The organism is Agromyces sp. C10 (assembly GCF_023217995.1).
Taxonomy (GTDB): domain Bacteria; phylum Actinomycetota; class Actinomycetes; order Actinomycetales; family Microbacteriaceae; genus Agromyces; species Agromyces indicus.
On sequence record NZ_JALPSX010000002.1, the window covers coordinates 265,698 to 279,806 of the forward strand.

A 14,109-nucleotide genomic window follows, 5' to 3' on the forward strand; every position below is an offset into this window, starting at 1 on the left:
CTCGCGGATCGAAACCAGGAGACACCATGTCGAATCCCAACCCGACTCCGACGCAGGAGTCGCAGGCCGTCGGGGCACAGGTCAACCCCGTCGAGAACAAGTTCACCGACCGACTCAGCCACGTGCTCGCCGACCTCGGCAAGAACGGCATCTTCATCGCCCTGATCGCGGTGGTCGTGCTGTTCGCCGTGCTCACCGACGGCATCCTGCTGCGCCCGCAGAACATCTCGAACCTCGTCGTGCAGAACGGGTACATCCTCGTGCTCGCGATCGGCATGGTGATGGTGATCATCGCCGGCCACATCGACCTGTCGGTCGGTTCGGTCGCCGCGTTCATCGGCGCCGTGTCAGGTGTGTTCGCGGTGCAATGGGGCCTGCCGTGGTGGCTGGCGATCATCCTGTCGCTCGGCATCGGCGCCCTCGTCGGCGTCTGGCAGGGCTTCTGGATCGCGTACGTCGGCATCCCGGCGTTCATCGTGACGTTGGCGGGCATGCTCATCTTCCGCGGCCTCGCGCTCGTGGTCCTCGGCAACGCCAACATCGGCTCGTTCCCGGCCGAGTACCGCGCGCTCGGCAACGGCTTCGTGACCGACGTGTTCGGCGAGTTCGAGATCGACCCGCTGACGCTCGGCATCGGCATCCTCGCCATCGTGATCCTCGTCGTGCAGCAGGTGCGCACCCGTCGCGGCCGCCAGAAGTACGGCCAGGACGTCGAGCCCATCGCGTGGTTCATCACGAAGCTCGTGCTCATCGGCGCGGCGATCCTGTTCTTCGCCTACTCGCTGGCCTCGTACAAGGGCATCCCGATCACGCTCATCGTGCTCGGCTTCCTCGTGCTGGTCTACAGCGTGATCATGAACCGCACGGTGTTCGGCCGGCACATCTACGCGATCGGCGGCAACCGCCACGCGGCCGAGCTCTCGGGCATCAAGACCCGCCGGGTCGACTTCCTCCTGTTCGTGAACATGGGTCTGCTGGCGGCGCTCGCCGGCCTCATCTTCACCGCGCGCCTGAACCTCGCCGGTCCGAAGGCCGGTGACGGCTTCGAGCTCGAGGCGATCTCGGCGGCGTTCATCGGCGGCGCGGCCGTCCAGGGCGGCGTCGGCACGATCGGCGGCGCGATCATCGGTGGTCTCATCATCGGTGTGCTGAACAACGGCATGTCGATCATGGGCATCGGCATCGAGTGGCAGCAGGCCGTGAAGGGCCTGGTGCTGCTGCTCGCGGTCGCGTTCGACGTCTACAACAAGCGGCGGTCGGGCGGGCGCTAGCCCGACGACGCGCGATTCGAGGGGCGGATGCTGCGGCATCCGCCCCTCGTCGTTCGCCCGATGCGCGGCCGGCGGGCTTGGAAGAACTGCGTCGTTAGCGCTAACATTGGGTTTGTTAGCGCTAACGACGACGTAGTGGAGACGCCCGACGATGAGCGAGACCAAGACCACGGATGCCACGGCGATCCTCGAGGGGCGCACCTCGCTCGGGATCGAGTTCGGCTCGACGCGCATCAAGGCGTGCCTCGTCCGCAGCGACGATCCGAACGTCGTGCTCGCCGTGGGCGGTCACGAGTGGGAGAACCGCTTCGAGGATCGCGTCTGGACCTATGCGCTCGACGACGTGTGGTCCGGCGTCCAGGCGGCCTACGCCGAGCTGGCGGCCGACGTCGAACGCCGCCACGGCGCCCGGCTCGAGGCGATCGGCGCCATCGGCGTCTCGGCGATGATGCACGGCTACCTCGCATTCGACGCCGAAGGTGAGCTGCTCGTGCCGTTCCGCACCTGGCGGAACACGTCGACCGGGCCGGCTGCGGCCGAGCTCAGCGAGCGGTTCGGGTTCAACATCCCGCTGCGCTGGTCGATCGCCCACCTGTACCAGGCGGTGCTCGACGACGAAGCGCATGTGGGCGACATCCGCTCGTTCACGACCCTCGCCGGATACGTGCACCGCCGGCTGACGGGGCGCGACGTGCTCGGCGTGGGCGACGCCTCGGGCATGTTCCCGATCGACTCGGCGACGGGCGACTACGACGCGCGGCTCATCGGCGTGTTCGACGAGCTGGTCGCGTCGCGCGCGCCCGGGGTCCGGATCGCCGACCTGCTCCCCGAGGTGCTGCCGGCCGGGCGCGAAGCGGGGCGGCTCACCGCGGAGGGCGCCGAACTCCTCGATCCGTCCGGCGTGCTGCAGCCCGGGTCGCCGCTGTGCCCGCCCGAGGGCGACGCCGGCACGGGCATGGTGGCGACGAACGCCGTGCTCCCGCGCACCGGCAACGTGAGCGCGGGCACGAGCATCTTCGCGATGGTCGTGCTCGAGCGCCCGCTCGCGAGCGCCCACCACGAACTCGACCTCGTGACGACGCCCGCGGGCGACCCGGTCGCGATGGTGCACTGCAACAACGGCGCGAGCGAACTCGCCGCATGGGCGGGCGTGTTCGGCCGGTTCGCCGAGGCGACCGGCGCGCGGCTGTCGTCGGACGCCGTGTTCGAGGGGCTGTTCCGCGAAGCGCTCGAGGGCGAAGCGGATGCCGGCGGCCTGATCGCCTACAACCACCTCGCGGGCGAGCCCATCGCGGGCCTCGTCGAGGGGCGGCCGATGGTGCTCCGCACGCCCGACAGCCGACTCACGCTCGCCAACCTCATGCGCGCCCAGATCTACGGCGTGTACGGCACGCTCGCGCTCGGCATGCGCGTGCTCGCCGACGAAGGCGTCGAGCTCGACCGCATGTACGCGCACGGCGGCATCTTCCGCACCGCCGGGGTGGCGCAGCGGTTCCTCGCGGGTGCGCTCGAGGCGCCGGTCGCGGTCGGCGCGACCGCCTCCGAAGGCGGCGCGTGGGGGATGGCGGTGCTCGCGTCGTACCTGTCCGCGCCCGAGGGCGTCGACCTCGGCACCTACCTCGAGCAGCACGTCTTCGGCGACGCCGCGTTCGAGACCGTCCGGCCCGACCCGGCGGACGTCGCCGGCTTCACCGCCTACCTCGACCGCTACCGCGCCGGCCTGGCCGCGGAGGCGGCCGCCGTGGACGCGCTCTGACGCGTCATCCGCTTCACGAACCACGTACCAAGGAGACCCACGCATGACCCGCACCCCCCTCACCACCTCGCTCGACGGCGTCGAGATCTGGTTCCTCACCGGCAGCCAGCACCTCTACGGCCCCGAGACCCTGCAGCAGGTCGCCGAGCAGTCGCGGCAGGTCGCCGAGACGCTCGACGCGGCATCCGCCGTGCCCGTGAAGATCGTGTGGAAGCCCGTGCTCACCGACTCCGACGCGATCCGCCGCATCATGCTCGAGGCGAACGCCGACGACCGCGTCATCGGGCTCGTCGCGTGGATGCACACGTTCAGCCCCGCGAAGATGTGGATCGCCGGGCTCGACGCGCTGCAGAAGCCGCTCGCGCACCTGCACACGCAGGCGAACGTCGAGCTGCCGTGGGGCGAGATCGACTTCGACTTCATGAACCTCAACCAGGCCGCGCACGGCGACCGCGAGTTCGGGTACATCCAGACGCGCCTGGGCGTTCCGCGCAAGACGATCGTGGGCCACGCCTCCGACCCGCGCGTGCAGGGCGAGCTCGGCACGTGGCAGCGTGCGGCGGCCGGCCTCGCGGCATCCCGCTCGATGAAGCTCGCCCGGTTCGGCGACAACATGCGCTACGTCGCCGTCACCGAGGGCGACAAGACCGAGGCCGAGCTGCGGCTCGGCGTGCAGGTCAACACGTGGGGCGTCAACGAGCTCGCCGACGCGGTCGCCGCGGCATCCGACGCCGACGTCGACGCGCTCGTCGCCGAGTACGAGGAGCTCTACGAGGTCGTGCCCGAGCTGCGAGCCGGCGGGGAACGGCACCAGTCGCTGCGGGACGGCGCCGCGATCGAGCTCGGGCTGCGCTCGTTCCTGGAGGGGGGCGGCTTCGGGGCGTTCACCACGTCGTTCGAGGACCTCGGCGCGCTGAAGCAGCTGCCAGGCCTCGCCGTGCAGCGGCTCATGGCCGAGGGGTACGGCTTCGGCGCCGAGGGCGACTGGAAGACCGCCGTGCTCGTGCGCATCGCGAACGTCATGGGCGCGGGGCTCCCCGGCGGCGCATCGCTCATGGAGGACTACACGTACGACCTCACGCCGGGCGACGAGCTGATCCTCGGCGCGCACATGCTCGAGGTGTCGCCCTCGCTGACCACGTCGAAGCCCTCGCTCGAGATCCACCCGCTGGGCATCGGCGGCAAGGAGGACCCGGTGCGCCTGGTCTTCACCGCCGACCCGGGGCCCGCCGTGGTCGTGGCGATGAGCGACCTGCGCGACCGGTTCCGCCTCACGGCCAACGTGGTCGAGAACGTCGAGCTGCGGCATCCGCTGCCCAAGCTGCCCGTCGGCCGCGCCGTGTGGAAGCCCGCCCCCGACTTCGCCACCTCGGCCGCCGCGTGGCTCGCCGCGGGCGCCGCGCACCACACCGTCATGTCGACCGCGGTCGGCGTCGAGGTGTTCCGCGACTTCGCCGAGATGGCGAAGCTCGAGCTGCTCGTCATCGACGAGTCGACCGAACTGCGCGAGTTCCAGCGCGAAGTACGGTGGAACCAGGCCTACTACCGACTCGCGCAGGGGCTCTGAAGGAGGATTCCGTGAGCGGCGACCCGGCGGTGACGGATGCCACCGGCGTGCCGACGATGTTCGACGTCGCCCGGCGTGCGGGCGTGTCGCACCAGACCGTGTCGCGCGTGCTCAACGACCTGCCGGGCGTCGCCGCGGCGACCCGCGAGCGCGTGCGCGCCGCCATGGCGGAGCTCAACTACGCGCCGTCGCCGACCGCGCGCGCCATGGCGGGCCGCCGGTCCGGGTCGATCGGGCTGATCCAGGCGGGGCGGCCCGACTACGGCCCGTCGAGCGCCGCGTTGGGCTTCAACGAGGCGGCACGCGCCGCGGGCTACGCCGTGAGCCAGGCGAGCATGCGCACACTCGACGCCGACGCGCTGACGCAGGCCGTGCACCGTCTGGTGCTCCAGCGCGTCGAGGCGATCGTGCTCATCTCCGGCGAACGCGAGGGCGTCGAGGTGCTCGGCGGCATCGACGCGGGCGTGCCGCTCGTGGTCGTGGCGTCCGAGGCGGCGCCGGGCCTGCACCGCGTCTCGTTCGACCAGTTCGCCGGGGCGCGACTCGCGACCGAACACCTCGTCTCGCTCGGGCACCGGCGCATCGTCCACGTGTCGGGGCCGGCCGATTCGATGGATGCCGCCGAGCGGCGTCGCGGGTTCGCCGCCGCGCTCGCCGAGCACGGCCTCGAGCAGCGCGAGCCGATCGTGGGGGACTGGCTCCCGGCATCCGGGTACGCCGCAGGCCGACGCATCATCGACGACGGATGGGCCGGCGCCGCGTTCATCGGCAACGACCACATGGCGCTCGGCGTGCTGCGGGCGTGCGCCGAGGCGGGTGTGCCGGTGCCGGGCGCGCTGAGCGTGGTCGGCTTCGACGACATCCCGGAGGCCGCGTACTTCACGCCCCCGCTCACGACGATGCGACAGGACTTCGACTCGCTCGGTCGCGACGTGATGGCGACCGTGGTCGAGGTGCTGCGCGACGAGGCCTCGGCGACGGACCGCACGTCGCGTGTGCCGGACCTCGTGGTGCGGGGGAGCGCGGCGGCGCTGCGCGCGCGGTCTGCCTGAGCTTCCGCCCGCCGCTCACCCGGCCGAGTAGTCGGGCAGCTGCTGGAGCGTCCAGCGGTTGCCGTCCGGGTCGCGGAGCGTGACGAAACGTCCCCACGGCTGCTCGTCGACGCCCTCGGCCTCGACGCCCTTCGCGCGGAGCTCGGCGAGCACGGCGTCGGCATCCGGGATCACGACCTGGATCACGTCGAGCGATCCGGGTGCGAGCGTGCCGCCGAGCCCTTCGCCGATCGCGATCGAGCAGGCCGATCCGGGCGGGGTCAGCTGCACGAAGCGCAGCTCCTCGGTGACGCGCTGGTCGAAGTCGGCGTTGAAGCCGAGCTTCTCGACGTAGAACTCCTTCGCGCGGTCGACGTCGGTGACGGGCACGAAGATGAGCTCGATCTTCCAGTCCATGGTGGTCCTCCTGGTTCGGCCGGTGGTCGGGCTGCCGGCGGGCGGTGTCCTGCGGCCAGTCTGGCGCGGCATCCGGTCAGTTCCTGTCCGCATTCGCAGAGCGGATGCTACGGAACGGATCGGGCCCGCCCCCGCCACGGGTGGGAGGATGGAGCGCATGACCACGCTGAACATCACCGGGGATGCCGCCGCCGACCAGCTGCTGAGCGAGGACGCGTTCGCCCTCCTCGTCGGGATGCTGCTCGACCAGCAGGTCGCGATGGAGACCGCCTTCGCGGGGCCCGCGAAGATCCGGGAGCGGGTGGGCTCGATCAAGCCCGAGACGATCGCGGCCGTCGACCCCGACCACCTCGTCGACGTGTTCAAGCAGCCGCCGGCCGTGCACCGCTACCCGGGGTCGATGGCCGGTCGCGTGCAGGCGCTCGCCAACGCGGTCCGCGACGACTGGGGCAGCGACGCCGAGGCGATCTGGACGCAGGGCGACCCCGACGGCCCCGAGGTGCTGCGCCGACTGAAGGCGCTGCCGGGCTTCGGCGAGCAGAAGGCGAAGATCTTCCTGGCCCTGCTCGGCAAGCAGTGCGGGCTCCAGGCGAGCGGATGGCGCGAGGCCGCCGGCCATTACGGCGAGGAGGGTTCGTTCGCGTCGGTCGCCGACATCCGCGACCCGGAGTCGCTGCAGAAGGTGCGCGCGACGAAGCAGGCCGCGAAGGCCGCGGCGAAGGCCGCCAAGGCGTAGCGCCCGCCGCCGCCCGACGGCGCCGCCCGCCGGCGCCGCCGCCGGCCCTCCGCCGAGTGCGCGGCTGCGCGACGAGTGCGCGGGCAGGGCGGCGCGCGCTCGTCGCGGAACCGCGCGCTCGCGGCATCCGTGTGGCGCCGCGCGCAACCGCGCGCTCGCGGCATCCGTGCGGTGCGGGCCGCCGTCAGCGCGGGACGTGCGCGTCGAGGAAGTCCGCGATCGTGGCGGCCATGTCCTCGGGCTGCCAGGAGTGCTGCACGGCGCGGATCGACCGGCGCTCCGCGTTCGGCAGCGCCGCGGCGAGCGCCTCGGCGGCGGGGGTCATCTCGTCGAGGGTCTCCTCGCCGACGAGCACCAGTGTCGGCGCCTCGATCGCTCCGAACAGCTCGGCGTGCGGCGCGGACTGCGTCCAGGCGAGGGACTCGGCATCCGCTTCGAGGCTGGGACCGATGCGCACCATGAGCGGCCACGACGGGCTGGTCTTGGCCTGCTCGAGCCACTCGGTGGGCATGTCCTTCATGAAGTACTCGACGACGGCGTCGGGGTCGTCGCCCGCGACGCGCTCACGGATGCCGGCGAGGAACTCGGCCCCGTCGGGCCCCTGCTCGGCGCCCATCGGCACCTCGAACACGACCATCGCGGTGACGGGCAGGCCGGATGCCGCGGCCGCGAGCGCGATCGCCCCGCCGGATGAGTTGCCGAAGAGGGCGACGCCCTCGCCGAGGTCGTGGGTGCGGTCCAGCTCGGAGACGATGGCGCGGAGGTCGGCGAGGTTGTGGTGCAGGTCCATGGCGGCGTCGTGCGCGCTCTCGCCGCGGCCGCGCCGGTCGTAGTTGATGACCGTGTACCCGCGTTCGGCGAGCAGCGTCGCCATCCGCTTGGTCGCCGGGTCGAACGCGCGGAACTGGAACGCGCCGCCGACGAGGACGACCGGGGGACCGCTGCCCTCTCGGTCGTAGGCGATCGCGGCGCCGTCGTGCGAGATGGCGGTGTGGCCGTGGGACATGGGGCCTCCTTCGCAGGCTCGGGTCTGCGGGAATCGGGCTCGTCGTCAGGCTAGCCGCGGTCGCCGCTGCGCGATAGGGGTCGCACGGACTGCCCGACGGTCGAGGAGCGCGACACCTCAGCCGACCTTGGTCAGCGCGGTGATCGACATCGTCGACGACTGGCCGTTCTGGCAGGTCTGGTAGAGCAGGTCGTAGCCGCGCGGAAGGTCGTTGCTCGTCGCGGTGTTCTGGTTCAGCATCTTCACGACGCCCTCGACCCGGTAGAGGCCCTCGTGCAGGCCCTTCAAGCGGATGACGGTGCCGGGCTCGTCGGGGAAGTCCTTGCCGCCGCACGACCAGTGCTCGGCGATGGTCGGCACGTCGTCGTAGCGCGCAGTGAGGTCGACGGAGCCCTTGCACGCGTCGAGTTCGGGGTACCAGCCCGCCGCCCACACGTGGTTGACGTAGCGTTCGCGTTCGATGCGCGCCTGCTCCTGGTGCCACGCGGCGACGGCGGCCGCGAGGGCGTCGACGGGTTCGCCGAGTGCGGCGACGGCCTCTTCCAGCCGGGCGAGGTCGTCGAACTCGATGGCCTCGAGCGCGTCGGCCGCGTCGCGCTGCGGCGCGCCGAAGGTGAGGAGCGAGTCGTCGACGCCGTTCGCCTGGTCGAGCAGCGACTCGGCCGACTCGATCTCGGCGCGCGCGGCGACGTCGCGCGACTGCGTCTCGTCGAGCGCGGCCGCGAGGGTCTCACGCGTCGACTGGTCGGTCAGCATCGCGCTCAGCTCGAGGCGTTCGGTCGCGGCCTCCTGCTCGGCGTGCAGGGCGTCGTAGCGGTCGCGCGCGTCGGCGACGGTGGCGGCGGCCGAGGTCGCGGCGGCGTCGAGGCGAGTGGATGCCGCGGCCGTGGCGGCCTGCGCCCCGATGCCGAGTCCGCCGACGAGCACGACGACGGCCGCGCCGGCGGTGAGCAGGCGGGCGCGGCGGGTCCGAGGCGGTGTGAGGGGCATCCCCTCCAGTCTCACCTGTCGGTCGCGGGAACGGTAGGGCGGGGCCGACCCGTGAACTGGGGGAGGTCGCGCGGGTCGGCGGCGCGACGCGCCGTGGCATCCGTCGCCGGAATGTCGGTGGGTGGTGGAAGCATGGCTCACACAACACCACATGTTGGGGTCGTCGGGGCGAGGGGGCCCAGATGTCGGGGCCGCACGACACGCCGACGACACGCCCGACATCCCTCCACAGGTCGAATCCGCTCGAACGAGCAGGGCTGTGGAGAACGTGTCGGGCAACCGCGGAAATCCGCCGGTCAGGGGCACGGCGAGCTGTGCACAGGCTGGGGAGAACGCGGTGGAAAACTACACGAATGTAACTACTGCATCTTGTGGTCGTGCATTTACTCAGGCACTAGATGTAGTATCGAAGACACCAAAGCACCACCGGGGGAAACGGCTCGTCGGAGCCAGAGAAGAGGGGTCACAGAGATGACGGTCACGGTCTACACCAAGCCTTCCTGCGTCCAGTGCAATGCCACGTACCGCGCCCTCGACAGCAAGGGCATCGAGTACGAGGTGCTCGACCTCTCGCAGGACGAGACCGCACTCGCCGCGGTCAAGGAGCTCGGCTACCTGCAGGCCCCGGTCGTCATCACCGACGAGGACCACTGGTCGGGCTTCCGCCCCGACAAGATCGACGAGCTGGCGAGCCGGCTCGCGTAACGCTCCCCTGGGTCTCGGTACGCCTGGTCTCGATACGCGCGCTTCGCGTGCTACTCGACCAACGGACTCGACCACCGGTCTGCACAGGGGGTGTGTGACATGACGAACCTGATCTACTTCTCGAGCGTCTCGGGCAACACCGCCCGATTCATCGAGAAGCTCGGGCGGCCGGCGGCGCGCATCCCGCTCCACGCGAGCGATGCGCCGCTCGTCGCCGACGAGCCCTTCGTGCTCGTCGTGCCGACCTACGGCGGAGGCGACGGCAAGGGCGCCGTGCCGAAGCAGGTCATCAGGTTCCTGAACGACCCGCGCAATCGCGCGCTCATCCGCGGCGTCATCGCCGCCGGAAACACCAACTTCGGTGCGGCCTACGGCCTCGCCGGCGACATCATCGCCGCGAAGTGCCACGTGCCCCACCTGTATCGCTTCGAAGTATTCGGAACACCCGACGACGTTCGCGCCGTCGACGAGGGATTGGACGCATTTTGGTCAACGCAGCAGCATCCGGCAACGACAGTGGCGTGAGCGTCATCGACGCACCGCGGATCAGCAACGCGGGGATGGACTACCACGCCCTGAACGCGATGCTGAACCTGTACGGCCCCGACGGGAAGATCCAGTTCGAGAAGGACCGGGAGGCGGCGCGGGAGTACTTCCTCCAGCACGTCAACCAGAACACGGTCTTCTTCCACTCCCTCAAGGAGCGCCTCGACTACCTCGTCGAGAAGGAGTACTACGAGCCCGAGGTGCTCGAGATGTACTCGTTCGAGTTCATCCAGAAGCTCAACGACCTGGCGTACTCGAAGAAGTTCCGCTTCGAGACCTTCCTCGGCGCGTTCAAGTACTACACGAGCTACACGCTGAAGACGTTCGACGGCAAGCGGTACCTCGAGCGCTTCGAGGACCGCGTCGTGATGACGGCGCTCGGCCTCGCGCAGGGTGACGAGCAGCTCGCGATCGAGCTCGTCGAGGAGATCATCTCGGGCCGGTTCCAGCCGGCGACGCCGACGTTCCTCAACACGGGCAAGGCGCAGCGCGGCGAGCTCGTCTCGTGCTTCCTGCTCCGCATCGAAGACAACATGGAGTCGATCGCGCGCGGCATCAACTCGTCGCTGCAGCTGTCGAAGCGCGGCGGCGGCGTGGCGCTGCTGCTGTCGAACATCCGCGAGGCGGGCGCCCCGATCAAGCAGATCGAGAACCAGTCCAGCGGCATCATCCCCGTCATGAAGCTGCTGGAGGACTCCTTCAGCTACGCCAACCAGCTCGGCGCGCGCCAGGGCGCCGGCGCGGTGTACCTGTCGGCGCACCACCCCGACATCATGCGGTTCCTCGACACCAAGCGCGAGAACGCCGACGAGAAGATCCGAATCAAGACGCTGTCGCTCGGCGTCGTGATCCCCGACATCACGTTCGAGCTCGCGAAGAACAACGAGGACATGTACCTGTTCTCGCCCTACGACGTCGAGCGCGTGTACGGCAAGCCGTTCGCCGACGTGCCGCTCAGCGAGAACTACCGCGCGATGGTCGACGACCCGCGCATCAAGAAGACGAAGATCAACGCGCGCGAGTTCTTCCAGACGATCGCCGAGATCCAGTTCGAGTCGGGCTACCCGTACATCGTGTTCGAGGACACGGTGAACAAGGCCAACCCGATCAAGGGCCGGATCAACATGTCGAACCTGTGCTCGGAGATCCTGCAGGTCAACACCCCGACGACGTACAACGAAGACCTCTCGTACGCGCAGATCGGCAAGGACATCTCCTGCAACCTGGGATCGATGAACATCGCCCTGGCGATGGACTCGCCGGACTTCGGCAAGACGGTCGAGACCGCCATCCGTGGCCTCACCGCGGTGTCGAACATGTCGCACATCTCGTCGGTGCGCTCGGTGGAGGACGGCAACGACAAGTCGCACGCCATCGGCCTCGGCCAGATGAACCTGCACGGCTACCTCGCCCGCGAGCGCATCTTCTACGGTTCGGAGGAGGGCATCGACTTCACGAACATCTACTTCTACACGGTGCTGTTCCACGCGCTGCGGGCGTCGAACCGGATCGCGATCGAGCGCGGCGAGACCTTCGAGGGCTTCCGTGACTCGAAGTACGCGTCGGGCGAGTTCTTCGACAAGTACACGGATGCCGCGTGGGTGCCCTCGACCCCGAAGGTGGCGCAGCTGTTCGCCGACGCCGGCGTGCACATCCCGACCCAGCACGACTGGCAGGAGCTGAAGGCCTCCATCCAGGAGCACGGCATCTACAACCAGAACCTGCAGGCGGTGCCGCCGACCGGCTCGATCTCGTACATCAACAACTCGACGTCGTCGATCCACCCGATCGCGGCGAAGATCGAGATCCGCAAGGAAGGCAAGCTCGGTCGCGTCTACTACCCGGCGCCGTTCATGACGAACGACAACCTCGAGTACTACGAGGACGCGTACGAGATCGGTTACGAGAAGGTCATCGACACGTACGCCGCGGCGACGCAGCACGTCGATCAGGGCCTGTCCCTCACGCTGTTCTTCAAGGACACCGCGACGACCCGCGACATCAACAAGGCCCAGATCTACGCGTGGAAGAAGGGCATCAAGACGATCTACTACATCCGGCTGCGCCAGCAGGCCCTCGAGGGCACGGAGCTGGATCTCTGCGTCAGCTGCACACTCTGATCCCATGATCGAGACGGTCGAGTGGACGCCCGAATTGGGCGTGGGCGCTCCGATTCTCGGAGTCGTCTACGGCTTTCGCGTGCGGAAGACCGGCGAGTATCGGTATGTCGGACAGACGACGAAGAAACTCGCGCGTCGAATCTCCGAACACCGCGGCGTAGCCCGCCGGGGTCGCAAGACCCCGTTCTATGACTGGCTTCGGAAGACCCCGGATACCGACTACGAGGTCGTCGTGCTCGAGCGAGTCGTGACGAATCGTGAGGATCTCGGCGAAGCTGAGGTCAGCTGGATCACGTTGTTCCGAGCGACCGGCGACCGCCTGCTGAATCTCTCCGAAGGCGGCTTAGGTCCGACCGGCGTGGTGTGGACGGAGGAGCAGCGGAAGGCCGCTGGCGACCGCGCACGTGGGCGCCCGACTGGAGTCCATCTCTACGGCCCTGATAATCCTCGCTGGGGTAGCCGCCATTCCGACGAACAGAAGGCCAAATGGTCGGCGATGCGGAAGGGCACTTATAGTGGCGCCGACAATCCCAACTTTGGAAAGTTCGGACCGGAGCATCCGTCCTATGGTCGCGTGTTCTCGGCCGAGACACTCCAGCGGCTGTCGGAGCAGAAGCGAGGCGAGAAGAATCCGAACTTCGGCAAGACGCTGAGCGCGGAGACCCGCGCCAAGATGTCCGCCGCCCAGAAGGGCCAGCCCAAGCCCTCGAGCGTGCGAAGCGCTCACACCCGCCACCACACGAACAAGGGCGTCTTCAAGGAGACGTGCCGACACTGCATCGACGATCGAACCAACGAAAGAGGCAGCAGCTCATGACGCTCACCGACCCGGTCAACGCGGCCACGAACGACCCCGCCCACGGCGGCAAGGTCAAGCTCGTCGACCATGTCAACGCGATCAACTGGAACCGCATCCAGGACGACAAGGACCTCGAGGTCTGGAACCGCCTGGTCGGCAACTTCTGGCTGCCCGAGAAGGTGCCGCTGTCGAACGACATCCAGTCGTGGAACACGCTGACGCCCGACGAGCAGCAGACCACGATGCGCGTGTTCACGGGTCTGACGCTGCTCGACACGATCCAGGGCACGGTCGGTGCGGTCTCGCTCATCCCCGATGCACTGACCCCGCACGAGGAGGCGGTGTACACGAACATCGCGTTCATGGAGTCGGTGCACGCGAAGAGCTACTCGTCGATCTTCTCGACGCTGTGCTCGACGAAGGACATCGACGACGCCTTCCGCTGGTCGGTCGAGAACGAGCACCTGCAGAAGAAGGCCGCGATCGTCATGGAGTACTACCGCGGCGACGAGCCCCTCAAGCGCAAGGTCGCGTCGACGCTGCTCGAGAGCTTCCTCTTCTACTCGGGCTTCTACCTGCCGATGCACTGGTCGTCGCGCGCGAAGCTCACCAACACGGCCGACCTGATCCGCCTCATCATCCGGGACGAAGCGGTGCACGGCTACTACATCGGCTACAAGTTCCAGCGCGGACTCGAGCTCGTCGACCAGGCCACGCGCGACGAGATCAAGGACTACACGTTCTCCCTGCTCTACGAGCTCTACGACAACGAGACGCAGTACACGCAGAGCCTCTACGACAGCCTCGGCCTCACCGAGGACGTCAAGAAGTTCCTCCACTACAACGCCAACAAGGCCCTCATGAACCTCGGCTACGAGCCGATGTTCCCGAAGTCGGTCACCGACGTGAACCCCGCGATCCTCGCGGCCCTCTCGCCGAACGCCGACGAGAACCACGACTTCTTCTCGGGGTCGGGCTCGTCGTACGTGATCGGCAAGGCCGTCGTCACGGAGGACGAGGACTGGGACTTCTGAAGCCTGTCTACCTTGGGCGGGTGTCGAGAGTCTCAGCGAGGACGAGGCGTCACAGCTTCTCGGTCGCGCTGCGCAGGCCGGCCAACGCGAACGCGATGTTGGGATCCGAGCCGCACACGCGCTCGCGAATC

Annotated in this window: 13 protein-coding genes; 10 read left to right on the forward strand and 3 right to left on the reverse strand. The window is 68.9% G+C overall.

Annotated features, from left to right (window positions below; all coding sequences use genetic code 11):
- Nucleotides 1–26 precede the first annotated feature (26 nt).
- The 4 genes from mmsB (at nucleotide 27) to M1L56_RS03565 (ending at nucleotide 5,646) form a co-directional block, all read left to right on the forward strand.
- Entirely contained in the window at nucleotides 27–1,271 is a 1,245-nt protein-coding gene (gene mmsB / locus M1L56_RS03550) for a multiple monosaccharide ABC transporter permease (protein WP_067950645.1), read from the forward strand.
- Nucleotides 1,272–1,422: 151 nt separating this feature from the next.
- Nucleotides 1,423–3,027, forward strand: a complete 1,605-nt coding sequence (locus M1L56_RS03555) for a xylulokinase (protein ID WP_248598184.1) — start codon at nucleotides 1,423–1,425, stop codon at nucleotides 3,025–3,027.
- A 43-nt stretch (nucleotides 3,028–3,070) separates the two neighbouring features.
- Nucleotides 3,071–4,594 (forward strand): L-arabinose isomerase, encoded by a 1,524-nt coding sequence (araA, locus tag M1L56_RS03560; protein ID WP_248598185.1) that lies wholly within the window; start codon nucleotides 3,071–3,073, stop codon nucleotides 4,592–4,594.
- An 11-nt stretch (nucleotides 4,595–4,605) separates the two neighbouring features.
- Nucleotides 4,606–5,646, forward strand: coding sequence for a LacI family DNA-binding transcriptional regulator (locus M1L56_RS03565; protein ID WP_248598186.1), 1,041 nt, complete (start codon nucleotides 4,606–4,608; stop codon nucleotides 5,644–5,646).
- 15 nt (nucleotides 5,647–5,661) lie between these two features.
- On the opposite strand, the gene M1L56_RS03570 is transcribed toward M1L56_RS03565, so the two are convergent.
- Complete coding sequence (locus M1L56_RS03570) at nucleotides 5,662–6,042, reverse strand: glyoxalase superfamily protein (RefSeq protein ID WP_067950639.1); 381 nt, start codon at nucleotides 6,040–6,042, stop codon at nucleotides 5,662–5,664.
- 157 nt (nucleotides 6,043–6,199) lie between these two features.
- On the opposite strand from M1L56_RS03570, the gene M1L56_RS03575 reads away from it, so the two are divergent.
- Nucleotides 6,200–6,778: an HhH-GPD-type base excision DNA repair protein gene (locus M1L56_RS03575; protein ID WP_374255797.1), complete on the forward strand. Its 579-nt coding sequence runs from the start codon at nucleotides 6,200–6,202 to the stop codon at nucleotides 6,776–6,778.
- A gap of 184 nt (nucleotides 6,779–6,962) precedes the next feature.
- Here M1L56_RS03575 and M1L56_RS03580 read toward each other — a convergent pair whose 3' ends face one another.
- Nucleotides 6,963–7,784, reverse strand: a complete 822-nt coding sequence (locus M1L56_RS03580) for an alpha/beta fold hydrolase (protein WP_248598188.1) — start codon at nucleotides 7,782–7,784, stop codon at nucleotides 6,963–6,965.
- A gap of 117 nt (nucleotides 7,785–7,901) precedes the next feature.
- A complete protein-coding gene (locus tag M1L56_RS03585) occupies nucleotides 7,902–8,774 on the reverse strand; it encodes a hypothetical protein (protein WP_248598189.1) in 873 nt (290 codons plus the stop codon).
- A 471-nt stretch (nucleotides 8,775–9,245) separates the two neighbouring features.
- On the opposite strand from M1L56_RS03585, the gene nrdH reads away from it, so the two are divergent.
- The 5 genes from nrdH (at nucleotide 9,246) to nrdF (ending at nucleotide 13,978) form a co-directional block, all read left to right on the forward strand.
- Nucleotides 9,246–9,479, forward strand: coding sequence for a glutaredoxin-like protein NrdH (gene nrdH, locus M1L56_RS03590; protein WP_067945991.1), 234 nt, complete (start codon nucleotides 9,246–9,248; stop codon nucleotides 9,477–9,479).
- Nucleotides 9,480–9,578: 99 nt separating this feature from the next.
- Nucleotides 9,579–10,004: a class Ib ribonucleoside-diphosphate reductase assembly flavoprotein NrdI gene (nrdI, locus tag M1L56_RS03595; RefSeq protein WP_067945993.1), complete on the forward strand. Its 426-nt coding sequence runs from the start codon at nucleotides 9,579–9,581 to the stop codon at nucleotides 10,002–10,004.
- Between the two features lie 35 nt (nucleotides 10,005–10,039).
- On the forward strand, nucleotides 10,040–12,145 hold the full coding sequence (gene nrdE, locus M1L56_RS03600; protein WP_248598229.1) for a class 1b ribonucleoside-diphosphate reductase subunit alpha: 2,106 nt from the start codon (nucleotides 10,040–10,042) through the stop codon (nucleotides 12,143–12,145).
- Nucleotides 12,146–12,149: 4 nt separating this feature from the next.
- Complete coding sequence (locus tag M1L56_RS03605; RefSeq protein WP_248598190.1) at nucleotides 12,150–12,962, forward strand: NUMOD3 domain-containing DNA-binding protein; 813 nt, start codon at nucleotides 12,150–12,152, stop codon at nucleotides 12,960–12,962.
- Complete coding sequence (gene nrdF / locus M1L56_RS03610) at nucleotides 12,959–13,978, forward strand: class 1b ribonucleoside-diphosphate reductase subunit beta (RefSeq protein ID WP_067945995.1); 1,020 nt, start codon at nucleotides 12,959–12,961, stop codon at nucleotides 13,976–13,978. Before M1L56_RS03605 ends, nrdF begins: the two co-directional genes overlap by 4 nt.
- Nucleotides 13,979–14,109: the final 131 nt, after the last annotated feature.